Annotated in this window: 28 protein-coding genes; 13 read left to right on the plus strand and 15 right to left on the minus strand. The window is 68.1% G+C overall.

What is annotated here, in order from left to right:
* Positions 1-276: 276 nt before the first annotated feature.
* The 3 genes from istA (at position 277) to FY030_RS10360 (ending at position 3515) form a co-directional block, all read left to right on the plus strand.
* Positions 277-1488 carry an IS21 family transposase gene (gene istA / locus FY030_RS10350; protein WP_158060305.1) on the plus strand — a complete coding sequence of 404 codons (1212 nt, stop codon included), beginning with the start codon at positions 277-279 and terminating at the stop codon, positions 1486-1488.
* The gene (gene istB / locus FY030_RS10355) at positions 1485-2288 is read left to right on the plus strand and encodes an IS21-like element helper ATPase IstB (protein ID WP_158060304.1); all 804 of its coding nucleotides are present in this window, start codon (positions 1485-1487) and stop codon (positions 2286-2288) included. Before istA ends, istB begins: the two co-directional genes overlap by 4 nt.
* Positions 2289-2927: 639 nt before the next feature.
* Positions 2928-3515: a hypothetical protein gene (locus tag FY030_RS10360; RefSeq protein WP_158061435.1), complete on the plus strand. Its 588-nt coding sequence runs from the start codon at positions 2928-2930 to the stop codon at positions 3513-3515.
* Positions 3516-3543: 28 nt separating this feature from the next.
* On the opposite strand, the gene FY030_RS10365 is transcribed toward FY030_RS10360, so the two are convergent.
* From FY030_RS10365 to FY030_RS17345, 3 genes are all read right to left on the minus strand, one after another.
* Positions 3544-4245 carry a hypothetical protein gene (locus FY030_RS10365; RefSeq protein ID WP_158061436.1) on the minus strand — a complete coding sequence of 234 codons (702 nt, stop codon included), beginning with the start codon at positions 4243-4245 and terminating at the stop codon, positions 3544-3546.
* A gap of 254 nt (positions 4246-4499) precedes the next feature.
* Positions 4500-4853: a TadE family protein gene (locus FY030_RS10370; RefSeq protein ID WP_158061437.1), complete on the minus strand. Its 354-nt coding sequence runs from the start codon at positions 4851-4853 to the stop codon at positions 4500-4502.
* Positions 4850-5086, minus strand: coding sequence for a hypothetical protein (locus tag FY030_RS17345; RefSeq protein WP_420371884.1), 237 nt, complete (start codon positions 5084-5086; stop codon positions 4850-4852). Before FY030_RS17345 ends, FY030_RS10370 begins: the two co-directional genes overlap by 4 nt.
* Before the next feature lie 308 nt (positions 5087-5394).
* On the opposite strand from FY030_RS17345, the gene FY030_RS10375 reads away from it, so the two are divergent.
* Positions 5395-6129 carry a hypothetical protein gene (locus tag FY030_RS10375; protein ID WP_158061438.1) on the plus strand — a complete coding sequence of 245 codons (735 nt, stop codon included), beginning with the start codon at positions 5395-5397 and terminating at the stop codon, positions 6127-6129.
* A 457-nt stretch (positions 6130-6586) separates the two neighbouring features.
* Here FY030_RS10375 and FY030_RS10380 read toward each other — a convergent pair whose 3' ends face one another.
* Together FY030_RS10380 and FY030_RS10385 are read right to left on the minus strand one after the other, a co-directional pair.
* Entirely contained in the window at positions 6587-6859 is a 273-nt protein-coding gene (locus FY030_RS10380) for a hypothetical protein (protein ID WP_238348230.1), read from the minus strand.
* Between the two features lie 119 nt (positions 6860-6978).
* Entirely contained in the window at positions 6979-7626 is a 648-nt protein-coding gene (locus FY030_RS10385; RefSeq protein WP_158061439.1) for a hypothetical protein, read from the minus strand.
* 355 nt (positions 7627-7981) lie between these two features.
* On the opposite strand from FY030_RS10385, the gene FY030_RS10390 reads away from it, so the two are divergent.
* Positions 7982-8407, plus strand: a complete 426-nt coding sequence (locus tag FY030_RS10390) for a hypothetical protein (protein ID WP_158061440.1) — start codon at positions 7982-7984, stop codon at positions 8405-8407.
* Between the two features lie 3 nt (positions 8408-8410).
* A complete protein-coding gene (locus tag FY030_RS10395) occupies positions 8411-8689 on the plus strand; it encodes a GNAT family N-acetyltransferase (protein ID WP_158061441.1) in 279 nt (92 codons plus the stop codon).
* Between the two features lie 69 nt (positions 8690-8758).
* Here FY030_RS10395 and FY030_RS10400 read toward each other — a convergent pair whose 3' ends face one another.
* Positions 8759-9217, minus strand: coding sequence for a transposase (locus tag FY030_RS10400; RefSeq protein ID WP_158062774.1), 459 nt, complete (start codon positions 9215-9217; stop codon positions 8759-8761).
* Between the two features lie 67 nt (positions 9218-9284).
* A complete protein-coding gene (locus tag FY030_RS17350) occupies positions 9285-9554 on the minus strand; it encodes a transposase (protein WP_420371885.1) in 270 nt (89 codons plus the stop codon).
* A gap of 302 nt (positions 9555-9856) precedes the next feature.
* Between FY030_RS17350 and FY030_RS10415 the strand changes: the two genes are divergently transcribed.
* Together FY030_RS10415 and FY030_RS10420 are read left to right on the plus strand one after the other, a co-directional pair.
* The gene (locus tag FY030_RS10415) at positions 9857-10780 is read left to right on the plus strand and encodes a DUF4393 domain-containing protein (protein ID WP_158061443.1); all 924 of its coding nucleotides are present in this window, start codon (positions 9857-9859) and stop codon (positions 10778-10780) included.
* Positions 10781-10959: 179 nt separating this feature from the next.
* Entirely contained in the window at positions 10960-11679 is a 720-nt protein-coding gene (locus FY030_RS10420) for a hypothetical protein (protein WP_158061444.1), read from the plus strand.
* On the opposite strand, the gene FY030_RS10425 is transcribed toward FY030_RS10420, so the two are convergent.
* Positions 11676-12098: a hypothetical protein gene (locus tag FY030_RS10425; protein ID WP_158061445.1), complete on the minus strand. Its 423-nt coding sequence runs from the start codon at positions 12096-12098 to the stop codon at positions 11676-11678. The two genes, FY030_RS10420 and FY030_RS10425, sit on opposite strands and share 4 nt — an antisense overlap.
* 5 nt (positions 12099-12103) lie before the next feature.
* Positions 12104-12898 carry a GNAT family N-acetyltransferase gene (locus FY030_RS10430; protein WP_158061446.1) on the minus strand — a complete coding sequence of 265 codons (795 nt, stop codon included), beginning with the start codon at positions 12896-12898 and terminating at the stop codon, positions 12104-12106.
* Positions 12899-12985: 87 nt separating this feature from the next.
* Here FY030_RS10430 and FY030_RS10435 point away from each other — a divergent pair, with 87 nt between their 5' ends.
* The 3 genes from FY030_RS10435 to FY030_RS16400 all read left to right on the plus strand — a co-directional run bounded on the left by FY030_RS10435 (position 12986) and on the right by FY030_RS16400 (position 14994).
* Positions 12986-13534: a PGPGW domain-containing protein gene (locus FY030_RS10435; RefSeq protein WP_158061447.1), complete on the plus strand. Its 549-nt coding sequence runs from the start codon at positions 12986-12988 to the stop codon at positions 13532-13534.
* 177 nt (positions 13535-13711) lie between these two features.
* Positions 13712-14719 carry a DNA polymerase III subunit beta family protein gene (locus FY030_RS10440; protein WP_158061448.1) on the plus strand — a complete coding sequence of 336 codons (1008 nt, stop codon included), beginning with the start codon at positions 13712-13714 and terminating at the stop codon, positions 14717-14719.
* 119 nt (positions 14720-14838) lie between these two features.
* Positions 14839-14994, plus strand: a complete 156-nt coding sequence (locus tag FY030_RS16400) for a hypothetical protein (protein WP_192498568.1) — start codon at positions 14839-14841, stop codon at positions 14992-14994.
* Between the two features lie 146 nt (positions 14995-15140).
* Here FY030_RS16400 and miaB read toward each other — a convergent pair whose 3' ends face one another.
* The 3 genes from miaB to FY030_RS10455 are packed head-to-tail and all read right to left on the minus strand — an operon-like array spanning position 15141 to position 18182.
* On the minus strand, positions 15141-16676 hold the full coding sequence (gene miaB / locus FY030_RS10445; RefSeq protein ID WP_158061449.1) for a tRNA (N6-isopentenyl adenosine(37)-C2)-methylthiotransferase MiaB: 1536 nt from the start codon (positions 16674-16676) through the stop codon (positions 15141-15143).
* Between the two features lie 7 nt (positions 16677-16683).
* On the minus strand, positions 16684-17433 hold the full coding sequence (locus tag FY030_RS10450) for a YoaK family protein (protein WP_158061450.1): 750 nt from the start codon (positions 17431-17433) through the stop codon (positions 16684-16686).
* Positions 17430-18182: a sulfite exporter TauE/SafE family protein gene (locus FY030_RS10455; RefSeq protein ID WP_238348231.1), complete on the minus strand. Its 753-nt coding sequence runs from the start codon at positions 18180-18182 to the stop codon at positions 17430-17432. The genes FY030_RS10450 and FY030_RS10455 overlap by 4 nt, the downstream gene beginning before the upstream one ends.
* Positions 18183-18283: 101 nt before the next feature.
* Here FY030_RS10455 and FY030_RS10460 point away from each other — a divergent pair, with 101 nt between their 5' ends.
* Positions 18284-18835, plus strand: a complete 552-nt coding sequence (locus tag FY030_RS10460; protein ID WP_192498569.1) for a DUF5709 domain-containing protein — start codon at positions 18284-18286, stop codon at positions 18833-18835.
* 4 nt (positions 18836-18839) lie between these two features.
* On the opposite strand, the gene FY030_RS10465 is transcribed toward FY030_RS10460, so the two are convergent.
* From FY030_RS10465 to FY030_RS10475, 3 genes are all read right to left on the minus strand, one after another.
* Positions 18840-19514, minus strand: coding sequence for a regulatory protein RecX (locus FY030_RS10465; protein ID WP_158061452.1), 675 nt, complete (start codon positions 19512-19514; stop codon positions 18840-18842).
* Complete coding sequence (gene recA, locus FY030_RS10470; protein WP_158061453.1) at positions 19514-20605, minus strand: recombinase RecA; 1092 nt, start codon at positions 20603-20605, stop codon at positions 19514-19516. The genes FY030_RS10465 and recA overlap by 1 nt, the downstream gene beginning before the upstream one ends.
* Before the next feature lie 256 nt (positions 20606-20861).
* Entirely contained in the window at positions 20862-22016 is a 1155-nt protein-coding gene (locus tag FY030_RS10475) for an NYN domain-containing protein (protein ID WP_158061454.1), read from the minus strand.
* A 159-nt stretch (positions 22017-22175) separates the two neighbouring features.
* Here FY030_RS10475 and FY030_RS10480 point away from each other — a divergent pair, with 159 nt between their 5' ends.
* Positions 22176-23447, plus strand: coding sequence for an aspartate kinase (locus tag FY030_RS10480; RefSeq protein ID WP_158061455.1), 1272 nt, complete (start codon positions 22176-22178; stop codon positions 23445-23447).
* Positions 23448-23452 lie beyond the last annotated feature (5 nt).

Here is a 23452-nt window from a genome sequence, read left to right on the forward strand (position 1 = left end):
TGGCGGCGTCTAGTGCGGTAAACGGGCGTGCCTTGGCGCGTTTGTCAGGGGGTGCCCTAGCTTCGAGAACATGGTCGAGACACAGACTCCCGATGCAAGCCCCTGCCAACAGTGCGGTTCGCCCGTGCGTCTTAGGTGTCTGCCCGTCGAGCGTTCCCTGTCCGGTGAGCCGTCACCGCCCGCCTATGAGCGCGTCTGCACTAACCGGTGTCGGCGGCGCTTGAAAACTGAGCAGGTACGGCGCTCGAAAAGTGAGCACTCTTCGACGATTGGAGTGTGATCACCATGGAGGACTGGGCGCTGATCAGGAGGCTGGCCGCCGAGGGCGTGCCGAAGGCCGCGATCGCCAGGAGGTTGGGCATCTCGAGGAACACGGTCGCTGCGGCCGTGGCTTCCGAGGGTCCACCGAAGTACGAACGAAGACCAGGGCCGACGTCGTTCACGCCGTACAAGGCGCGGGTGCGTGCGCTGTTGGCGGAGACCCCGGACATGCCCGCGACGGTGCTGGCTGAACGGGTCGGGTGGAGCGGCTCGATCCGCTGGTTCCGGGACAACGTCAACCGGGTCCGGGCTGACCACCGCCCGATCGACCCGGCCGACCGGTTGACGTGGACGGCCGGGGACGTGGCGCAGTGCGACCTGTGGTTCCCGCCGCGCAAGATCCTGCTCGAAGACGGCTCCCGGACCCTGCTTCCAGTGCTGGTGATGACCTGCGGGTACTCCAGGTTCATGCTCGCCCGGATGATCCCGACCCGGAAGACACCTGACCTGCTGCTGGGGTCCTGGTCGCTGCTGGAGCAGCTGGGCCGTGTTCCGCGTCGGCTGATCTGGGACAACGAGCCCGGCATCGGACGCCGGAAGGTGACCGAGCCGGTGGCGGTGTTCGCTGGGACGCTGGCGACGCGGATCGTGCTGCTGCCGCCGAAGGACCCCGAGTCCAAGGGCATCGTGGAACGGCGCAACCGCTTTTTTGAGACCTCCTTCATGCCCGGGCGCCACTTTGAGTCCCCGGGCGACTTCAACGCCCAGTTCACCGACTGGCTGCTGACCGCGAACGCCCGGGTGGTGCGCACGATCAAGGCCCGTCCCGTGGACCTGCTGGGCGCGGACAAAGAGGCAATGTTGCCGTTGCCGCCGGCGGTGCTGCACCTGGGCTGGCGTAACCATGTCCGCCTGGGCCGGGACTACTACGTACGCATCGACACCAACGACTACTCCGTGGACCCCCGCGCCATCGGTGCCCGGGTCGACGTCGCTGCCGACCTTGATGTCGTCCGGGTCCGCCACGGTGGCCGCCTAGTGGCTGAACACCCGCGTCGGTGGGCCCGCGGCATGACCATCACCGACCCCGCTCACGTCGCCACCGCCGCGAAGCTTCGGCACGACTACCAACACCCCGCGACACCGGCGCCCGCCGACGACGGCATGGTGCGGGACCTGTCCGAGTACGACCGTGCGTTCGGCCTGGGCGAGGTGAGCCAGCCATGACCCGCAAGACCACCTCCGCCACGACTGAGACCCTCAAGCAGATCACCCACCTGGCCGCGGCGCTGAAAGCACCACGGATCACCGAGTCCGCCACCCGGCTGGCCGACCACGCCCGCGATGCCGGATGGACTCATGAGGACTACCTGGCCGCCGTCCTGGAACGTGAGGTCGCCGCCCGCAACGCCTCCGGCGCACGGCTGCGGATCCGCGCCGCCGGCATGCCCGCGGCCAAGACGATCGAGGACTTCGACTTCGACCACCAACCCGGTGCGCGCACCCCGATCCAGGCCCTGGCCTCCGGGGCGTACCTGGCCGAGCACCGCAACGTCGTCCTGCTCGGGCCACCGGGCACCGGCAAGACCCACCTGGCCACCGCCCTCGGCGTCGCGGCCGCCCGGCAAGGCCACCGGGTCCTGTTCGCCACCGCCACCGACTGGGTCACCCGACTGACCGAGGCCCACGACCGCGGACGGCTCGCCGTTGAGCTGACCCGGCTGCGCCGCTACGGGCTGATCATCGTCGATGAGGTCGGCTACCTACCGTTCGACCAGGACGCAGCGAACCTCTTCTTCCAGCTCGTGTCCTCCCGGTACGAGCACGCCTCCCTCATCCTGACGTCCAACCTGCCTTTCTCCTCCTGGGCCGGCGTCTTCGGTGACCAGGTCGTCGCCGCGGCGATGATCGACCGCATCGTCCATCACGCCGACGTCATCGCCCTCAAAGGCGCCTCCTACCGACTGCGCGACCGCGGCGTGGAGACCCTACCCAGCATCAAAGCCGAGCAAGAATCCCTAGACTGAAACCGCTCACTCTTCGACCGCCGAAACCGCCCAGTTTTCGAGCGCCGTCGACACCCGGACGTGCCGGGCCGACGAGACGCTGGGCGGGGCATGAGCGGCCAAGTGCCCAACACTGAGACGCCTTGCCGACAGTGCGGGGCCGACGTGCGCCATGTCACCGTGGAGCAGACTGCGCGCCTGTCCGCTCCTGGGCGGCACTCTCGAGAGGTGCGGCGATGCCCTGACCCCGGATGCCTGACCAACTCGAACGTGCGCTACCGGGGGCGTGCATGAGCGGACGTGTGTCTGTATGTCTGTAAGCGTTCCCTGAGCGGGTAGCGCCCCTGGGCGCGTGCCTGGCTGCGGTTCGCCACGCTCAGTTATGCTCTAGCCCCCGATTCATCAGGAGTCGCAATGGTGCACTCACACTCACTGCGCTGTACCCGTTTTGGCTTGATAGCCCTTTTGGCTGCTGGCGCGCTGACCGCATGTGCGTCCGAGTCGGACGAGGGAGAGACAACGCCCGAGCCATCGCCAACAGGGACGGGGGCCTTAGCCACAGCCCCAGTGGCGGCGTCGACGGAGGCAACAGCACCAGAGAGCGAGTCGACGCCTGAGGTCGAGTCTCCTCCCACCACCCCGGAACCGACGGTTGACACTGTGGCGTTGTTGGAAGACCTTTGGGCAACTACCACCGACCGTGAGAACGTTTGCGAGCTCTGGCGGCAAGGCGATTTTCGCACCATGCTTCGCGACTACGATGACGGCTGGGACTTTGCTGTCGTGAGTGATCACTACGAGGAAAGGTGCTCAGGTCCGGACGGCTCACGACAGAATCCCTTCCCTCGCGATGCCGTCCTGACAGGGGGCGACTGGACTATGACGATGGCGGACGTGAGTTTTGACGCGGCGGACGTCGTTGCAGCGCAGAATCAGTTCAACGATCCCCCGCCACCCGAGCATCAGTACGTCATGATAGACATTGAGGTCTCGTACCACGGTGAATCCGAACCGGTAAGTCCGTGGCGGCTTATGGACTTCGCCATAGTCGGCTCAGGCGGCAACACTTTTACCGACTCATGTGGCGTCATTCCGAACCCTCTGCGCGACGTGGGCGACATGTATTCTGGCGCATCTGCGAGTGCCAACGTGTGTATGCCTGTGGCTACCGAGCAGTTGGACGGCGCATCCCTACGGGTTACCTTGGGTCGAGGGCAGCCTGCCTTCGTTCTGTTGACGAGCGAATGACACCGGTTGCGCCATCCCAGCACAGATCTCATTCGCCGTCTTTCGCGCGGTTCTGCTTACTTTGCCCACCCTGCAAGAGATTCTTTATCAGCTTGCCGATCCATGTAAGAACGCCAATTAATGCAGCCGCGATCAAACTGCTGACTATGCCTGTTGCAAGGCCACGAGAAACATTCACCTGACTCAGAATTGCTGTGCCCAAGTAATAAAGCCCGATAATCGCTGCCGCGACTGCGGCATTACTCAACACGACAAAAACCCCGAGCAGAAATAGGCCCCTGGGTTGATGCAGACGCTCCACTCGATCACTGATGCTGCGTGCATCTTTAGCCACAGTATCGACACGCGTTAGCGTAGCCTCGGCATCTCGGGACACCCTCTCCACCGTCTCATAAGTGCCGGTGGCGACTTCATTTAGACTCGCCGTCTGAGTGGCCAGAGTATCGACACGTGCTAGCGTAGCCTTAGCATCTCTGGATACCTTCTCCACGGCCTCATAGGTGTTGACGGCGACTTTGTTGAGGGTTGATGTCTGAATCGCCGCCACGGCACTGATGTGCGCACCCCTAGTTGAGAATGCAGTCGCCGCTTCAAGCAGGTCGCCCATACTGATGGGTTCACCCTCCAACCTCTGCGCGCTGAACCGCTGCACATCATCCATCAACCCCAAAGACTCAGTTCGAATATCCTCATGCAGGCCATCTGCAATCTTGCCACTGTCCTCGCTCATAGCACTCCTTCGTGTTTGTATCGCCACCCGCGACGAGATGTCGGGCGTGTTGCGCGCCACTCTCCCAGTATCTCTCAGCAGACCTTTCCAGCCAGGGAAGCCTCTAGACTTGCTGCCTTCGCTGGAGGTTCGACGCTTCTCGGAGGGGCCTCAGCGCGTTCAAAGGGGCGAAGTGGCATCTTTAGGGACTGTCGCGACCTCGACCGTCATCGAGCCGCGGTCCCGGCCGACGAGGAGGGTATGACGCGCCGGTTTCACTGGTCCTCCGCGTAGGCGTGGGCCGTAACGGTCACGGCCTCCCCGGGCCCGAACGGTCCAAGGACGGGCAGGCGCACCTGGGCGGTGACCTCGACGACCTGGACCTCGCCCGAGCCGGGCAGGCTGTCCCGCAGCAGGTCGGTGGTGCGCTGTGCCCCGACCTCCGGCGAGCTGTCAGCGCGGGCACCGAGACGGGCGCCCTCGAGCACATGGGCCGTGGTGGTGTTGTGCACGTGCAAGGCGAACGCGAGCTGCATCGCGGCGAGCATCAGGATGCTGACGAGTCCGGCGAGCAGGTCGAACTCGGAGACCGCAGCTCCTCGCTCAGCGCTGCCGGACGGCCAGGTCACGACCCGACGGAGCGGACAGCGGTGGAGAACAGGCCCGTCAGCAGCGGCTCGGCGACCAGCCACAGGGCGGCGACGATGCCTGCCGTCATGATGGTGATCAGCACCCATCCCGGCACGTCGCCGCGTTCGGGTCGGGCGGTCCAGGCGAGGAGCCGGCTGCGGTAGGTGGTGGTGAATCGGGGAGCATCGGATCTCCTTGTGTGGTGTGGCGCCTTGCGGCCGGGGGGGTGGATCAGAGCGTGACGCGGAGCATGGTGACCCCCGGGTAGAAGGCGAAGAGGACGGTCACGGGCAGGACGAGGAAGACGACGGGGATCACAAGTGACACGTCCTACCTGTCTTGATGCAGCATCACTTAGAGAATGGCTCAAGGGCGAAAGCGCCGCGTCTGAAACCGGGACTGACCTGGCACTTGCGGTTTATTTGGCAACGACGGGCGTCTATTGGGTGAAGTGCCACCCGCTAATGCGGAGACGAGCGTCTATGAGTACAATCAACACCACACACAGAAGAGGGCATCCTTATGAAGAATCCCGCACTGGTGGTCGCGGTAGCGATGATGCTGCCGCTAGCCGCATGCAGCACCACCCCGCAGCAGACGGTCGTCACAGAGACGGTGACCGCCGCCGCCCCAGCCCAGACCACTACCGAGGGGGAGGCCGAGGTCACCTCCGAGCCACCCGTCCCCACTTCCGCCGAGGCCGAGCCGACCACCGAGGAGCCGACCACCGAGGCGACCGTGACTGAGGAGGAGACCACCGAGGACGATGAGAGCGCAAAGGAGGGAGAGCCGGACTTCGGCGAATCGGAGACCTCTGAGCGGGGCCTTTTGATCAAGGAAATCGGCCAAGCTGCTGGCATTGGCGACCCTGCCGACGAGGCGACCGTGGCATTCACGCTCACCGACGTCGTGGTCGACTTCGAGTGCACCGCCGACCCGATGATGGTGGACCCTCCTGCCAACGGGCACTACGTCGCCTTCGAGTGGGAGGTGGAGACCGGTAGCGCCGACGCGATGACCGAGGCTTTTTACGACTCCTCGTTCACCCTCTCAGAGTGGGACCTGAGCGTGCTCGATGAGAACGGCAAGCTGCTCAACGACATCAGCGGCAACGCGCTGTGGTGCGTAGAGTCTGCAGACTCCTTGCCAACCGCAATTGGGCCTAAGCAGACCGCCTCTGGCCTGATCGTCCTGGATCTTGAAGTAACGTCCGGCATTCTAGTGGTTAACGGCTCCTCCTGGGGGGTCCAGGGCGGCTGGGAGTGGGCCTTCTGACGCATGGCTCAAGGCTCAAGGTGTGAGCTGACAGTTTGGGTAACCGGATTGAGCGCGGGAGTAAGACCTACCCTCCGGCGGGTGACATTGAGTGCTGGCAGAGCCACGCGGAACGAGTGGCCTGGTGTTGCGCTCGTCTCGCCCCACCGGGCCAAGGCTGTGGGCTGACCCCACGCAAGCAGCAGCACCCCCGCTCACCTTCTCTGAGCGGGGGTGCTGGTCTTCGGGATAAGTGTCCGCCGGTCCGTCAGCCATTCTGCTGTCCGCGGACGGGTGACCGACGCTGCGCCCCCGGCTAGGCGTGGCCCTAGTCGAGTCCGCCCACTTCCCGCACGCCGGACCCCCGACGTCAGCCTGACGCCTCGCCAGCCACCGGCGCAGCGTGAGGGGTTCTACCCCGGCGGCAGCACGGCACACGCCACTCTCGTCGGCACCTCGGCGAGGGCCACCTCAGCCCTCAGCAGCAGCAGCGTACGGGCCTCATCAAGCTCCCGCCCCGCATCCTCGACAGTGCAGCGCCTTCCGCGCCTTCCGCGCCTTCCGCGCCTTCCGCGCCTTCCGCGCCTTCCGCGCCTTCCGCGCCTTCCGCGCCTTCCGCGCCTTCCGCGCCTTCCGCGCCTTCCGCGCCTTCCGCGCCTTCCGCGCCTTCCGCGCCTTCCGCGCCTTCCGCGCCTTCCGCGCCTTCCGCGCCTTCCGCGCCTTCCGCGCCTTCCGCGCCTTCCGGCAGCATGTGGGCGACGCTAGCTTAAACACAGTGAGGGTGCCACGGCTCGCCCTCGCGGACGCGGGTGCTGGGCGGGCCCTTAGACCTGCGAGGAAAGTCATCGAGCTAGCGCAACTGCAGTACGATCACACGTCGTCCGAACTGCGGATCTCACCGTACGGCTCGTCATCGAAGCCAGCCCACCCCATGACCTTGTCTGTGGCTGCCTGAGTATCGAAGTGAACGAGGAGGGCCGCAACGACGCCGCCAGCCGGGCCGGCGATCATAGTGCCTGTCGTGACCTTGACGGCGGTCGCTATCCACCAGATGGTGAATAAGACGTAGCGGCGGATCCACCTACGCTCAGCGTCCGTGAGTCCGGCTGCTGTGAGCTGGTCATCGATTGGCTTCGTGAAGTCGGGGCACGCGGCCTCGACCGCATACCAGGCCGAGTCGTCATCGAAGGCAACCGGTCCAGGTTCTGGAACTCCGTCGGGTACCTCGACGCCAACCCGCTTGAGGGCGGACTCCGCTGTATGGCGGGCAACAGCGGCCACTGCTTGGTTGGTGAAGGCCGCGCCTGCCTTGTTCTGCGCGGTGATGCCGCGCATGACGGTGTCCATGATGGTGGGAGACATGGTCCGCAGTGATGCCTGGTGCTGCTCGGAGATACCGCGCAGGACCGCCTTGTTCTGCGCGGTGATGCCGCGCATGACGGTGTCCATGATGGTGGGAGACATGGTCCGCAGTGATGCCTGGTGCTGCTCGGAGATACCGCGCAGGACTGCCTCCATCTTGGGGTATTTGATGAACGACGGCTTGCCCCCGTTTAGAGGAGGATCTGTCTCAGTCACACTCCATGGTGACCCGCAGGACCCGCTGAACGTTGGTTACGACACCCCAAACGTCGGACGCTTCCTCCCGGACGACGACGCCATGACCTGCGCCCACGGAAGAATCCGGTCGAGCGCGCCACGGTCGTCGGGTCGGTCACCCGTTATGGGCCGGCTCGAAGCGGCGGTCGGTTGCACAGACACATCTATCTCAGCCACGCTCCTCTAGGGTGTGTTGCTAAACGGATGGTCGGAGGGGTGGTGCCCGGCTAAGGTCGTAGCTGGAAGTCGTCGCCCGTTCGGAAGGTCGCCCGTCGTGTTCTCATCGCTTGTGCTCTCCCAGTGGGTGCCGGACGAAGTCCGCAGTTTGCCGGAGGGCGAGATCGCGGTGCCAGTCGATCCTGCTCTGTCCGCGAATCGGTCGGTGTCGTTGCTGCGTCTAGAAGGTGGATGCGCCGTGCTCTCAGTCTCTCCCGCACGTGCGAGTGAGCTTGAACTCATCGGTGAAGAGCGCGTTAACGTGGCTGATCTCTCTGCGCGGATAGAGAGATCGGGGATCTCGTTCAACGATCCCGATCACCTCTTCTACCTGACCCTCGGCGACCAGGCAGTCCTTCAAAACGAGAGTTTTGGTGCCGAGACGCGCCAGCTCACTGCTGCGGACGCGGCGTTGTTCGAGGACTTCACAAGCGAAGCGCCCGAGGATGACCTCGACGAAGCATTCGTTGAACTCGACCATTGACTCGTGTTCGGCACCTTCATCGACGACAAGTTGGTGAGTGCGGCGAGCATGTATCCGTGGAGTGGGACTCATCTTGCTGATCTCGGAGTGATCACGCTCCCGGCATTCCGCGGTCGCGGGCTGGGACGTGTGACCGTCCGAGCGATGAGCGCAGAGGCACTGAGACGAGAGCACGAGCCGCAATATCGCTGTCAGCTCGACAATGCTGCCTCGGTCGCGCTCGCGCGAGCAGCAGGATTCACTCGTTTGGGCGCATGGGAAGTCATCGACACTGACGAGTGACACCCGCTCTGCTGCGCCCAATGAAGGATCGCCGCGAGGCATAGGCCGGCAGGATAGCTGCGCGCGGTCTTATCGGAGCGCATTGCGATGCCGCGCCATTGCTTGAACTTTTGGAGCACCGTTCGACGACGTTGCGGCCCTTGTATCGCTCCTTCTGGTCAGTGCCGAAGTCGATTGGCCGTCCGGGCTTCCTGCGGCGGTGGGCGATCTGGTCGTCACGTTCGGGGATCGTCGTGGCGATGTCGCGCTGGCGGAGCCAGGCTCGGTTCGCCTGGACGGGTAGCCCTTGTCCGCGAGGACACGGTCTGGCCGGGACCGAGGCCGGCCGGTGCGGCCGGCCACCCGGATCTCCGAGAGCGTTTCGATGAGCATGCTCGTGTCCACGACCTGCCCCGGCGTTAGAAGGAACGCGAGGGCGCGACCCTTGCCGTCGCAAACCAGATGACTCTTGGTCGTCAAGCCTCCCCGAGAGCGACCGATCGCATGAATCAGGCGGCTCCGTCCCGAACCTCTTGTAGTTCGACCGATCCCCCTGTGCCCCGGTGAGGGGTCGCGCCCTGCTGATGGACACGCACGATCGTCGAGTCAATCGATGTCACCCAGTCCAACTCGCACACTGATGCGCCAGGGACTGCATCTTCTCAAGCACGCGCGCCCAGACCCCCCGCTCGGACCACCGATTGAAGTTCTTGTAGATCGTGTTCCCATTGCCGAACCGCTCCGGCAAATCCCACCACGGGGCCCCCGCGCGAAACCGCCACGCCGTCGCCTCCACCACCGTGCGCCGATCCATCGGCGGACACCCGGTCGACTTCGCGTTACGGAACAGCGGACCGATCACAGCCCACGCTTCATCTGAGATCATATCACGAGACACGAGTCCAAGACTCGCCCACGAGGCGTCCGAAGGCGTTTAGCAACACGGCCTAGCAGCCGTCTGCACGTGGCCATCTCCAACATCACGCACGACGAACTTGCGGACGTTGCCCGCCCAGTGTCGACGGCCGCCGATGACCTCGCGGACCTTCGTGCGGCTGGGGACCGTGACCGCGCAGGCGGCGGCCTTCCTGGAGGCCGCGGTGGTCTCGGGGCTGAACATCCTGGTCGCCGGGGGACTCAGGCCGGGAATCCGGCAAATTGTCAGTCACACCCCTGTAGGCTCAACGCATGACAGGCATCGAGCCCGTGGTGGGGAAGATCGTCGAGACGGGAGTCCGAGCCGCCGAGGGTCAGACGAAAAGGATCGCTGCTGCGAACAGTGAAACGGATCGAACGTTGCTGGAAGAAGCAAAGGGCGGCCCGGTGTTGGGGGCGGCTGCCAAGGCACACGCTCAGGCTATTGCCGTCCGAAAAGGCATCGTGTTAAAAGGTTGGCAGTGGCTAGGTCAATGGTTCGGCGTGTCGCAGGAGTATTTTGACTCAGAAACCTTCGCTGCCGACATGGCAGAGCGCCTAAATGGTGTACCTGAAGATGACATAGTCACGCCTGAGCCAAGTGTTGCCGTACCGGCGATACAGGGACTCTCCTACTCTCTGAGCACGCCACAGTTGAAGGAAATGTATCTGCAATTGTTAGCCTCAGCGTCCGACGCGCGTCGTCGTGAAGACGCCCACCCGGCTTTTGCTGACATCATTCGCGAGCTCTCTCCTGACGAAGCGCACTTGCTGATTGACCTCCTGCCTACTCCCATTTGGCCGCTCTTCCGAATCGAGTGGCGAAATAAAGATACTTGGCACTTCCGGATTTTGGACAACCACCTGATGGACCTCAGATCACAGTCAGACCTATCTGTGACCACTGACGACAAACGACTCGCAGTTTGGATTGATAACTGGGTCCGTCTCGGGTTGGTTATTGCCGAGTATGACGTACGCATTGCCGATGATAATGCATATCAATTCTTGGACAATCATCCGCGTTACGCAGCGCGCCGAGCGGAGTATGAAGACAGCGAGACTGATGAGTTAACGACTACCAATGGGCGCCTTGTTGTGACCGCGTTCGGGCAGGCGTTCTATTCTGTTGTGGAAGGCGCTCAACCGCGTGACGAGGATGGCGGCGAGGACTCGGTGTGGAAGCCGCCTAGTTGACCGGGCGGAGTCCTCATGAAATGCGGGTTGTCCCAGCGGAGGAGGCCACGAGCCCTACCGGTGTGCCGGACAAAGACGCTCGACCTCGGCCGCGCTCTGGACGAGGGCTGGGCCGGGGCGCAGGACCCACGCTGCTGCGCCTGGGTGCTCCCCGACGACCGGGGCTGCGGGCAGCACAGGTGCCCAATCACCAACCGCCCGGGCGCGCGCTGCGGGCCCGGGACGGTGTCGTCGCCCAGGTCGTGCAGCCCGACGCACCGGGCGGGCGTCCGCCGACCGGGCAGACTCCTCCCCTGCGCTGCCTGCCCCTGCCCCGCCGAGTCCACGACGGTGACCCGACGGTGTGGGCGGTGGGCGGCGACGAGGCCGCCGCCGTGGACTTGCCGGCCGGGCCCGTCCTGGTGCTGGGGCCGCCGGGCTCGGGCCGTTCCCGGTCGCTGACCGCTCTCGCCGCGGCCGCCGGCGGCGCCGCCCTGCTGGTTGAAGGCAGCGACCCCCCATCGGAGCACGACCTCCAGGCCCGGCTCCAGCACCTCGACAGTGGGGACCTGGTCAGCGTCGATGACGCCCACCTGATCGCCGGCACGCCCGTTGAGGACCTGCTGGTCAGCCATGCAGCGCGGCACGGCGCCCGAGCCGCCCTGCACGTCGCGGCCGAGCTCGAGGGGGCGGGGACGGCCTTCCGCGGGCTGCTGCCCCAGCTGGCCCGGTCCCGCACGGCGGTCGTGCTGCAGCCGGGTATGCCGGGTGACGGCGCGGTCGTAGGTGCCCGCCCCCCGGTCGGTGACCTGCCGGTGCCAGGTCGCGGCGTCCTCGTCCACCGGGGCCGGACCACCCGGATCCAGGTGGTCGCCCCGCCCCCCGGACGCGGTGGTCAGCGACTGGGTGAGGTGGGTTAGTCGCGCCCGCCGTCCAGCTTGCCCATGAGCAGCACGGACGCGATCGTGCCCACCCCGAGGACGAGTACGCCACCGGCCACCCACCAGGGGGCGAACTGGAATATCGCGATCCCCAACGGGATGAGCAGGAAGTTGAAGGCGATCGCGGGAGCCTGGGCCCGGGGGTGGCGGCGCAGCAGACCCCTGGCGGTGTAGGCCAGCCCGACGGCGAAGACCACCATCGTCACCGCCGACATGATGATGATGAGCAGGTCCTGCCCCTCGCCGATCGCCACCTCGTAGCCGTAGAAGACCACGAACCCGGCAATGATCACCGACTCAAGCGCCAGCAGGCCGGCGGCCACCTGGCCCAGCAGCAGCTGGCGGGAGGTGGGCCGCCGCGGGGTGGTCCGCTCGGGCGCGGCTTCGGTGGAGGACATGCCGCTCATCGTAGGTCGCATGCCACCGCTGCCCCGACCCGCATCCGGGTGAGGCCGTGGGTGTGGAAGTGGTGGGCGACGGCATATCCGAGGCGGTGGTAGAGCCCCACCGCCACCGCGTTGTCGGAGTAGACGCCCAGGGTGGAGGCGCCGTGCGCGGCCACCGCACGGCGCGTCAGCTGGGCGGTCAGGCCGGTCCCGAGGCCGGTGCCACGCACGTCGGGCCGGACCACGATGCCGGCCAGGTGGGCGGCCCCGGAGCCCAGGACGTGGATGCCGCCGACGGCAGCCAGCTCCCCCGCGGCGTCCTCGACGCCCAGCCACAGGCTGGCGTACCCACGGCCGGGGAAGCCCTCGAACAGCCGGTTGTGGCTCCGGCCGAAAGCCTCGACGCGTGCGGCGTCGGCGGCGTCGTCCAGCTCGACCAGGCCAGGCGGCGCGGGGGGCAGGTCTGTGGCCCGGTCGGTCCACATGAACGCCCACGTGTCGCCGGTCCCCACCTGCCAACCTGGTGGCGGCGCCAGCTCACGCCCGGGCGCGGTGGAGAACCATTCTGGGGAGACGTTCTGCTCCTCGGCCCGGGCCACGAGCACGGAGAGCGCGTCCGACTCCGCCCCGACGGGTGCACCCGGTGCCATGACGGCCGCGCCTCCCCAGTGTCCGAACGGACGCCACCGCACCAGAGCGGCCCAGCCCAGGGGGCCGGCGACAGCGAGCACGTCCGCGGGCGCGGCATACCGGAGGAAGGGGTCGCCGGTGCGCTCCAGCAGCGTCGTGCGGTCCACACATGCCCAGATCACGGGGTCAAGGATGGCACGCACCGGGCAGCCCACCGACCGCGTGGGGTCCCCCAGGAAACGTCCGGGATCGCGACCTAGGGTTGGGGCGTGAGCGCCACCGCCAAGCGCCTTGGTCTGGAGATCCTCGGATGGGTCGTCCTGGTCACGGGCCTGCTCGCCCTCGTTCTGCCCGGGCCGGGCCTGCTGCTGACCTTCGCCGGGCTGGCCATCTTGTCGACCCAGTATCGGTGGGCCCGGCGGATGGTGCAGCCGGTGCGGGTCAAGGCCTGGCGGGGCGCCGCGGAGGGGGTGCGGACCGCCCCCCGGATCGTCGCGTCCTCCTTGGCCGCGCTGACCCTGCTCGCGCTGGGGGTGCTCTGGCTGGTGCAGCCGGCCGCGCCGGGCTGGTGGCCGTTGCCGCAGAAGTGGTGGCTTTTCGGCGGGGTCTCGGTCGGCGTCACCCTCACCGTGTCGGCCGTGATCGCCCTGGCGCTGCTGGTCTTCACCGTCCTGCGGTTCTACCGCAAGCCGGACGCGATGGAGGCGGTCGAGCGGCTCGAGGAGGCACACCGAGCCCGCTCCTCGGCGATGCGCAGAGCCCGGCACCGGCTGCGCCGGATGCGCCGGGAGGGGACACCCTGGCGACGGAGTGCGTGACCCCGCCGCCGCCTCGGCTCGACGGCTCACGTTGCGGCCCGCCAGTCCCTGGGCAGCGGTGGACCTGCCAGACCCGGTCACCGCACCAGACCAGTGCCGCCGGTCAACGTTGTCCACGGTGATCCTGTGCAGGCCGCGCCTTGACCCTCACCCAGGTCGAGACCTCAGCGTGGAGTCATGACGACGGACCCCGAGCAGCTGCTCTCCATCGGTGAGCTCTCCCGTGCGAGCGGACTGACAGTGAGCGCGCTGCGCTTCTACGACGGCGCCCAGGTCCTCACACCTGCGTGGGTGGACAGCTGGTCAGGCTACCGCCGCTACTCCCCCGGGCAGGTGCTGGAGGCCCGCATCCTCGCTGGGATGCGTCGGGTGCAGATGCCGGTGGCCGAGATGGCCGCCACGCTCGAGGCCCTCCGGCAGGGGGATCTGGACAGCGCCCGCGACCTGCTCTCGGCCCACCTGAGACGGCTCGAGGAGGGGCTGGATGACGCGCGCCGCCAGCTGGCGCAGCTGCATCACGCGCTGGCCGAGCCCATGTTCGGGAAGGCGATGGCCGGCGGGCCCCCCTCCCAGGTGGCTGCTCCCACTCTGCTCGCCCTGCTCGCTGCCGTGCGGCACGCGGTCGGCACCGACCCGCAGCTCCCGGCCCTCATGAGCGTGCTGGTCGAGGTGGGCGAGGAGCTGACGGTCGTGGCCACGGACCGCTTCCGGATGGTGGTGGCCGGGCGCTGGCACCGGGCCGGCGCGGCAGAGCCACAGGTGGGATCGGTGCTGCTGCCGACGGGCGAGGTCGACCGGCTGACCACCTGGCTCTCGGGTCGGCACGGCTCCCTCACCCTGGCGGCTCAGGAGGAGCTGCTGGTCGTGCGCTCCGGGGAGGAGGAGCTGCGGCTGACAGGGCTGGACGAGGCCTATCCGGATTACCGCCGTGTCCTGGAGCACGGGGTTCAGCTGCGGCCGTTGCCCACGGAGCAGCTGCACGCCGCGCTCGACGGGGACGACGTGGCGGTGAACCTGGGCGGCGTCCTGGTCGACCGCGGCTTCCTCTGGGATGCGGTGAGCAACGTCCCCGACGGCCAGGTGCTCCTGCCGGCCGACGGCGTCATCGCACCCCTCGTCGTCCGTTCCCCCGGTGACCTTGACGTGGTCGCGCTCGTCATGCCGCTCGCTCCGGAACGCTCATGAGCGTCCTGATGCACCTGTGCCGCACGTGCGGGCACAGGGCTACGTCGCACTCGGGCGGGGACCGCGGTTACAGCGGGTGCCGTTGCTGCCTCGGCGATGGTGACGTCGATCCTCGGCCGGTGCTCATCGACACCTTCGCCAGCCCCTCCGGACGGTCTGAGCCGCTCTACCCGCCCGGGACCGTCTGGAACGCGGGCACCATGCACAAGCTCACCCTCTGCGACTGTGCGGCGTGCGCGTCGGAGTATGGGCGGCTCACGGCGTTGTCCGGGTGACGTGCGTCGCCAGGCTGCGTTGAGGGCGCCCGGTGACGCCAGCCGAAAGCCCAGACGCTGGTGCATCGTCCGGGGTGACGGCGTCACGGCCAGCTCACCATGATGCCGCGGTCGGGTCGCGTCCGTAGGCCAGGGCAGTCAGCAGGTCAGTCCGCGACCGCGCAGGCCGGGGCCGTCACCTCGCGCGCTGGCGGGGCTCCCACGGTGGGTATGCCGAGGCTCACCGTGGGTTTGCGGACCGCCCCCGGGGTGCCGCCCTCCTGGAGCGCGGCCCAGGCGTCCCCACCGCGGGTCCGGCGCACGGCATACACCCCGCTCTGCACGCCGGAGTCGGCGATGAGGTGGTGGGGTGCGCCGTAGGTGACCTGAACGGTCACCGCGTCGCCGGGGCGGGGACGGTCGAGGCCCTCGGGGACGGCGAAGTGCACCAGGCGGTTGTCGCGGGCGCGGCCGGACAGGCGCTCGGTCTCGGCATCCTTGCGACCCTCCCCCGGCGCCACGAGCACCTCGACCTCGCGGCCCTCGAGCTCACGGTTGCCCGCCCAGGAGACCTCCTCTTGGAGCTCGATGAGCCGATCGAAGCGCTCCTGGACGACCTTCTTGGGCACCTGGTCGTCCATCTCGGCGGCGGGCGTGCCGGGGCGGATGGAGTACTGGAAGGTGAAGGCGCTGGAGAACCTGCTGGCGCGGACCACGTCCAGGGTGTCCTGGAAGTCCTCCTCGGTCTCCCCCGGGAAGCCGACGATGAGGTCGGTGGTGATCGCCGCGTCGGGGATCTGCGCCCGGACCCGGTCCAGGATGTCGAGGAACCGCGCCGATCGGTAGGAGCGGCGCATTGCCTTCAGCACCCGGTCCGAGCCGGACTGCAGCGGCATGTGCAGACTGGGCATGACGTTGGTGGTCTCGGCCATCGCAGCGATGACGTCGTCGGTGAAGGCGGCCGGGTGCGGGCTGGTGAAGCGCACCCGCTCCAGTCCTTCGACCTGGCCGCAGGCGCGCAGCAACTTGCCGAAGGCCAGCCGGTCGCCGAACTCCACACCGTAGGTGTTGACGTTCTGGCCCAGCAGGGTGATCTCGACCACGCCTTGGGCCACGAGCGCCTCGACCTCGGCCAGAATCTCACCGGGCCGGCGGTCCTTCTCCTTGCCGCGCAGGGCGGGCACGATGCAGAAGGTGCAGGTGTTGTTGCAGCCCACCGAGATCGACACCCAGCCGGAGTAGGCCGAGTCGCGCCGGGTCGGCAGCGTGGAGGGGAAGGTCTCCAGCGCCTCGAGGATCTCCACCTCGGCCGCCCTGTTGTGCCGGGCGCGGTCCAGCAGCGCCGGCAGCGAGCCGACGTTGTGGGTGCCGAAGACGACGTCGACCCAGGGGGCCCGCTCGACGATGGTGGAGCGGTCCTTCTGCGCCAGGCACCCGCCGACGGCGATCTGCAGGTCGGGGTTCTTCAGCTTGGCGGGGCGCAGCTGGCCCAGGTTGCCGTAGAGCTTGTTGGCAGCGTTCTCGCGCACCGCGCAGGTGTTGAAGACGACCACGTCGGCCACTTCTGGCCGCTGCGCGGGCGGGAGGCTGGCCAGGTCGGTGTAGCCGGCCGTCTCCAGCAGCCCGGCCAGGCGCTCGGAGTCGTGCACGTTCATCTGGCACCCGTGGGTGCGCACGTCATACGTCTTGGTGGTGATGGTCATCGCACCCCTAGGGTACGTGCTCTGCCAACGGCAACCGGCCGCCGACGAGGGGCGGCACGGCCACCAGCAGCAGCAGCGCGGCCGGGACCAGCAGGACCGGGAAACCGATCGCCAGGTAGCCCAGGGCGCCCAGCACCCCACCGACGAAGAAGAGGGCCACCAGGATCGAGAGCATGAGCAGCTTGTGCGGGTCGCCCCGGACCGGGTCGGGGTCGCCGGGACGCTTGAGGTAGGTCATCTTGCCCAGCTCGATCCCGATGTCGGTGACCATCCCAGTGATGTGGGTGGTGCGGATGGTCGCGTTGGAGACCTTGGTGATCAGGGCGTTCTGCTGCCCCATGACGAAGCCCAGGGTGGCCACGATCAGCCATTCCCGGTGCGCCCAGGTCACCTCCTCGGCCAGCCCGCCGACGATGAGGATCAGGACCGCCTCGACGAACAGGACGAGGGCGAAGCGGTCCCGGCGGTGCCGCCGCCGGGCCCAGTTGAACTGAAGGGCGCAAGCCATCGCGCCGAGGATGAAGGCCGCGAGGGCGACCGCACCGAACAGGACGAGGTGCGTTCCGCCCAGCACGAGCTGGTCGGCGACGGTGGCCACGATGCCGGTCATGTGAGAGGTGTAGAAGCCTACGGCGACGAAACCGACGGAGTTGAGCACTCCGGCCACCCAGGCGAGCAGGTAGGCCAGGTGCCGGTTGGTCCACTCATCCCGCTGCCCGGCAGCGAGCTGCAGCAGGTGGCGGGGGTGGACCGTCACGACACCAATCCCAGCACACCACGCACGAGGGCCACGACGCCCCCGGCGGTGGCCACGGTGAGGGCGACCGAGCGGGCAGCGCGCAGGCTCACCCGCCTGGCCAGCACGGTCCCGAGCCCGATGCCCACCGGCACCGCGGCCACCGCGACCCCCCAGGCCCACCACGGCACGACGTCGGCGGCAGGAGTGGCCCCGGCCAGCCCTTTGGTGATGACCGAGGCGAGGTTGGCCAGCAGGAAGACCGGCTGCAGCGTGGCGGCGAAGGAGCGGTGTCCCCAGCGGGAGGCGACGGCGTAGACGGTCATCGCCGGACCGGCGACCCCGGCCGTGGTGTTCATGAACCCGGCCAGCGCGCCCGAGGTCAACGCCGGCAACCGACCTGTGGCGTTGAGGTGGCGCTGCAGGCCGAGCGCAGCCGCGATCGCCACCAGCACGGTCGCCCCGAGCACGGTGTCCAGCACGGCGGTGTCCGCGGTGCGGACCACCAGGGCCCCGGCAACCGATCCGGCGAGCAGCAGCGGCGCGACGCTGCGGAACCGGCGCCAGTCGATGTCGCGGCGCATCACCACGGCCAGCACGAGGGCTGCGGCCACGGCGGCGACATTGCTCAAGGTGACGCCAGCCACGGGGCCGAGCAGGAGGGACAGGGTCGGGGCCGCCACCAGCCCCAGCCCCATCCCCGAGACCCGCTGCAGCCCTGCGCCGAGGACGACGGCGCCGAGCACGAGGAGCAGGATCGACCAAGACACCGGGACAGTGTGGCTGACGTAACGTCGGCCCGCGTCGTGGGGCGTCCGGAGCAGGACTAGGGTGAAGACACGATCAGTCACCGCGCGCAAAGGAGCACGTCATGAGCGACCAGGCCGACCGCGAGACGATGGGTGATGAGTTCGGTGTCTATAGCGTGGACGCTGAGGACCAGCTACAGCCCGGCGACACCCTCGATGGCGAAGGTGATGTGCTGGACCGAGGCTTCCGGGTTGGTGAGCGCTACCAGTGGTCCAACGCCTACGCCGAGGAGACGATCGACGTGCGAGTGCGGCAGGAGGATGAGGACCCCTCCTCGGCCTACGGCGCCCCGCGCGACGAGTCCGGGATGGACGCCGAGGACGACGGCTGGATCGGCGGCGATGACCCCGACGCGATCCGGGCCGAGCTGGACTACTACGGCAACGAGCAGCAGCGGGTCGGGCGCATCGTGGCTCCCGACGAGGGTCGCTTCCCCGACCGGGAGGCACGGCTGATCGCCCGCGAGGGCCAGGCGACCAGCTGGGACTCCCCGGAGGAGTCGGCCATGCACTACGTCGACGATGCCGGCGGGGAGGACCTCGGCAGCAGCGACGCCGTTCTGGCCGAGGTGGAGTGGGACCCGCAGGCCGTGCTCGTCGACGAGGAACAGTGAGCCGTTAGTCCCGGGCGTGCTCGGGCAGGTCGTCCACTGCCTCGCGGATGACCTGGTAGGCCACCCCTGGCGCGTAACCCTTGCGGGCGAGGAACCCGGCCAGCCGCCGGGTCTGCACCTCCCGGTCCAGCCCGCCCATGGTGCGCCGCCGCCGGGCCACTAGGGCCCGCGCCTGCTCCTTCTCCTGCTCGGGCTCGATCTCCGCCAGGGCCTCGTCGATCAGGTGCTCGGCGATGCCCTTGGTGCGCAGCTCATGGCGCAGGGCGCTGGCCGCCAGCCCCTTGGTCTCCTGGCGGGAGCGGACCCACATCTCGGCGAAGGCCTCGTCGTCCACCAGCCCGACCGTAGTCATCCGGTCCAGCACCCGGGCCGCCACCTGGGGGTCGCAGTCTCGCTCGCGCAGCTTGTCCGCCAGTTGACGGCGGGTGCGCGGGCCCATGGCCAGTTGGCGCAGCACGATCCTGCGGGCAACGTCGTGGGGATCCGGCTCCGACGTCGCAGCCCCAGACCCTGAGGCGCCAGGGTGGGTGGCGGCGGCGCGGCCAGCACCGGAGGCACCAGAGTCGGTGCCGTCAGCTCCCGCCTTGGCTCCGGCCGGCCGCAGGCCGGAGGCGCTGGCAGCCGCTTCTGCAGCGGCCAGCGCCTCTCGAGCCGCAGACAGCCGGTCTGCCTGGCCCATCAGAAGTCGACCGAGACCTCACCGGTGACCGGGTCCACCCCGGCCGGGAGGTCCTCGACGCTCGCGACGACGCCGATCCCCAGCTTGGTCTTGATCTTGCGGTCGATCTCGTCAGCCAGGTCAGGGTTGTCCTTGAGGAACTGGCGGGCGTTCTCCTTGCCCTGACCCATCTGCTCGCCCTCGTAGGTGTACCAGGCGCCCGACTTGCGCACGAAGCCGTGCTCCACGCCCATGTCGATCAGGCCACCCTCGCGGGAGATGCCATGGCCGTAGAGAATGTCGAACTCGGCCAGTTTGAACGGCGGGGACACCTTGTTCTTGACGATCTTGGCGCGGGTGCGGTTGCCGACCGCATCGGTGCCGTCCTTGAGGGTCTCGATGCGGCGCACATCGATGCGCACCGAGGCGTAGAACTTCAGCGCCTTGCCACCGGTGGTGGTCTCCGGGGAGCCGAACATCACGCCGATCTTCTCGCGCAACTGGTTGATGAAGATCGCGGTCGTCCCGGTCGAGCTCAACGCACCGGTGATCTTGCGCAACGCCTGGCTCATCAACCGCGCCTGCAGACCGACGTGGCTATCACCCATCTCGCCCTCGATCTCGGCCCGCGGCACCAGGGCCGCGACCGAGTCGATGACGATGATGTCGAGCGCGCCGGAGCGGATCAGCATGTCGGCGATCTCCAGCGCCTGCTCACCGGTGTCCGGCTGGCTGACCAGCAGCGCGTCGGTGTCGACGCCCAGCTTCTTGGCGTAGTCGGGGTCCAGTGCGTGCTCGGCGTCGATGAAGGCCGCGATGCCGCCGGCCTTTTGGGCGCTGGCGACGGCGTGCAGCGCCACCGTGGTCTTGCCGCTGGACTCCGGGCCGTAGATCTCCACGACCCGCCCACGGGGCAGGCCGCCCACGCCGAGCGCGACGTCGAGGGCGATGGCGCCGGTGGGGATGACCTGGATCGGCGGCCGCTCCTCGTCACCGAGGCGCATGACCGAGCCCTTGCCGTGCTGCTTCTCGATCTGCGCCATCACGGTGTCCAGCGCCCGAAGCTTGTTGTCACTGCCCGCTGCGTGCGGGTTCCTCGTGGTCTGTGCCATTGCCTGCTCCTCTACGTCTTGTGGGTGAGCGCGCCTACCTGCGACCGACCTCTCGGTGCCGCCCCCCGTGCGAGGGACGCGTTCACCGCCGTCCAGTCAGACGCTAGATGCCCGGACCGACAGACCTGGCCCGACCGCCCCCGATGCTGTGGATAACCCGGGACGGCGTCGACATCTGGGAACCAGCGTACTCGCACCTGTGTACGAGAGTAGCGCGACACGCCGCCTTAGAAGAGTGGACAGGTGAGCGGACCGGTCAGTCGAACGGGTGCACCAGATAGGCGTTGCCGTCACGCTCTAGGTCCACCACGCCGGCGGCGGCGGCGCCCCGGCAGAACTGCAGGAAGGAGCCGTAGCCCAGGGGCTTTTCCGAGAACCCCGGGCGACGCGCCCGCAACTGGTCCTTCAGTCCGGAAAGTGGCACGCCCTGGCCCTCGTCCAGCTCCTGCACCACCTCGGACAACAGGGCGAACGCCTCCGGCCGGCCCCCCTCGGGGAGGGTCACCTCCGGGTCGCCCTTGGCCGGGCCTGCCGAGAGCGCGATGATGCCCCGGTCGGCCAGGTGCTCGAGCAGCTCGCCGAACGCCCGGAAGCCGTGGGCTGCCTCGGAGAAGGTCGAGTCCTTGCGCAGCAGGGTGCGTTTGAGGACCGAGGCCGTCACCGCTCCCCCGGAGCCGCGCTGCAGACCCGCCACGGTCTGCGCGACGAGCACGTCCAGGTCCGGGCTCTCCAGCTCGACGGTGTCCTCAACCTCCTCGACCGTCTCGTCGATCCGCTCATCGATCCGCTCATCGATCCGCTCGTCGATCTCGATGGGCTCCTGGGGCACCTCCTGCTCCGCCGGACCGTTCGCCTCGCGACGGGGCTTCTGCCCCTTCTCGCCACCGGGGCGGCGGCGCCGGCCCCGGGAGGGCTCGCCAGCCCGGACCTCCCCGTGGGGGGCCCCGTCGAGGTCGTCGTAGAAGAGGAACTCGTCGCAGGCGGGCGGCAGCATGGTCGAGGTCGAGTCGCGCACGCCGAAGCCGATCACCCGCTTGTTCAGCTCGCGCAGCTTGTGCACCAGCGGGGTGAAGTCGCTGTCCCCGGTGCAGATGGCGAAGGTGCTGATGTAGCCCCGCTCGTAGGCCAGCTCGATGGCGTCGACGGCCATCTTGATGTCGGCCGCGTTCTTGCGGGAGGCACCCATCCGCTGCGTCATCTCGATGAGCTCGACGTGGTTGCGGGTCAACATCCGCCGGTCCTCGTCAAAGTAGGACCAGTCGGCGTAGGCCCGCCGGGTGACCACCCTGCCCCGCTCGGCGAGCGCGTCCGCGACCGGCCTGAGGTCGAAGGGCGCCCCGAGGTGGTCCCGGGCCCCCAGCGCCAGGTTCTCGTAGTCGATGAGCAGCGCGATCCGGTCCTCGTCATCCATGGTGCCCAAGGGTATGCCGCTCACGGGCTGGCGGACGACCGACGGCCTTCCCCGGCGTCAGGATGAGCGACGCAGCCCCTAGACTGGCCTCTCGTCGGGGTGGGATGCCAGCGCGGGCCCGACCCGGCGGCCTGCGCCCCATACCCAAGGGAAGTCCGGATGGCTCTGCTCGTGATGAAGTTCGGTGGTTCCTCGGTCACCGACGCCGAGGCGATGCGCCGCGTCGCCCAGCGGGTGGTGACCGCGCGCCGCGGCGGCTCCCAGGTCGCGGTCGTGGTCTCGGCCATGGGCGACACCACCGACGACCTGCTGGACCTAGCCGGTCAGATCTCCCCCGGCACCCTGCCCCAGCGCGAGCTCGACATGCTGCTCTCCGCGGGCGAACGGATCTCGATGGCCCTGCTGGCGATGGCCATCCAGCAGCTCGGCGTCCCGGCCAAGAGCTTCACCGGCGCCCAGGCCGGTATGCGCACCGACACCGCGCACGGCCGGGCCCGGCTGCTGGACGTGCAGCCCGAGCGGGTGCGGCGCACGCTGGACGACGGGGCCGTGGCCATCGTCGCCGGCTTCCAGGGCATCTCCACCGACGACGACATCACCACCCTGGGCCGGGGCGGCTCGGACACCACCGCGGTGGCACTGGCCGCGGCGCTGGGCGCCGACGTCTGCGAGATCTACACCGACGTCGACGGCCTCTACACCGCCGATCCACGCATCGTCCCCTCGGCCCGCCGGGTCACCAGGATCACCATCGAGGAGACCCTGGAGATGGCGGCGCACGGCGCCAAGATCCTGCACCTGCGTGCCGTCGAGTACGCCCGCCGATTCACTGTCCCGCTCCACGTGCGCAGCTCCTTCTCCGACCAGGAGGGCACCTGGATCCTGGTCGGCCGACCCCTCACGGAGGACACCATGGAAGACCCGCTGATCTCCGGCATCGCCCACGACCGCACGCTGGCCAAGGTCACCGCAGTCGGGATCCCGGACCGTCCCGGGGCCGCCGCGGCCGTGATCGAGGCCGTCGCTGGCGCCGGCGTGTCGATCGACATGATCGTGCAGAACGTCTCGACCTCCCAGGCCGACACCTCGGACCTGTCCTTCACCCTGCCCGAGGACGACGGCCCGACCGCGGTCGCGGCAGTGCGCCGGCTGCAGGAGTCCATGGGCTTCGCCGACGTCCTCTACTCCAGCCACGTGGGCAAGCTGTCCCTCATCGGGGCAGGCATGCGCTCCAACCCCTCGGTCGCGGCCCGACTGTTTTCCGCCCTGGCCGACGCGGGCGTCAACATCGAGATGATCAGCACCTCCGAGATCCGCATCTCGGTCATTTGCGACCAGACCAACCTGGACCAGGCGGTGCGGGCGGTGCACACAGCGTTCGAACTGGACGCCGAGGAAGAGGCCGTGGTCTACGGGGGGACGGGACGGTGAGCGGT

Origin of the sequence: Ornithinimicrobium pratense (assembly GCF_008843165.1) — a bacterium.
GTDB classification, from domain to species: domain Bacteria; phylum Actinomycetota; class Actinomycetes; order Actinomycetales; family Dermatophilaceae; genus Ornithinicoccus; species Ornithinicoccus pratensis.

Bases quoted from the DNA above. Each gene is read 5' to 3' on its own strand.
- istB (WP_158060304.1), top strand. From the start codon at position 1,485: ATGACCCGCAAGACCACCTCCGCCACGACTGAGACCCTCAAGCAGATC.
- FY030_RS10365 (WP_158061436.1), bottom strand. From the start codon at position 4,245: ATGAGCGAGGACAGTGGCAAGATTGCAGATGGCCTGCATGAGGATATT.
- FY030_RS10380 (WP_238348230.1), bottom strand. From the start codon at position 6,859: ATGCTGCCGGAAGGCGCGGAAGGCGCGGAAGGCGCGGAAGGCGCGGAA.
- FY030_RS10385 (WP_158061439.1), bottom strand. From the start codon at position 7,626: ATGGAGGCAGTCCTGCGCGGTATCTCCGAGCAGCACCAGGCATCACTG.
- FY030_RS17350 (WP_420371885.1), bottom strand. From the start codon at position 9,554: ATGATCTCAGATGAAGCGTGGGCTGTGATCGGTCCGCTGTTCCGTAAC.
- FY030_RS10415 (WP_158061443.1), top strand. From the start codon at position 9,857: ATGACAGGCATCGAGCCCGTGGTGGGGAAGATCGTCGAGACGGGAGTC.
- FY030_RS10425 (WP_158061445.1), bottom strand. From the start codon at position 12,098: ATGTCCTCCACCGAAGCCGCGCCCGAGCGGACCACCCCGCGGCGGCCC.
- FY030_RS10440 (WP_158061448.1), top strand. From the start codon at position 13,712: ATGACGACGGACCCCGAGCAGCTGCTCTCCATCGGTGAGCTCTCCCGT.
- miaB (WP_158061449.1), bottom strand. From the start codon at position 16,676: ATGACCATCACCACCAAGACGTATGACGTGCGCACCCACGGGTGCCAG.
- FY030_RS10460 (WP_192498569.1), top strand. From the start codon at position 18,284: ATGAGCGACCAGGCCGACCGCGAGACGATGGGTGATGAGTTCGGTGTC.
- FY030_RS10465 (WP_158061452.1), bottom strand. From the start codon at position 19,514: ATGGGCCAGGCAGACCGGCTGTCTGCGGCTCGAGAGGCGCTGGCCGCT.
- recA (WP_158061453.1), bottom strand. From the start codon at position 20,605: ATGGCACAGACCACGAGGAACCCGCACGCAGCGGGCAGTGACAACAAG.
- FY030_RS10475 (WP_158061454.1), bottom strand. From the start codon at position 22,016: ATGGATGACGAGGACCGGATCGCGCTGCTCATCGACTACGAGAACCTG.
- FY030_RS10480 (WP_158061455.1), top strand. From the start codon at position 22,176: ATGGCTCTGCTCGTGATGAAGTTCGGTGGTTCCTCGGTCACCGACGCC.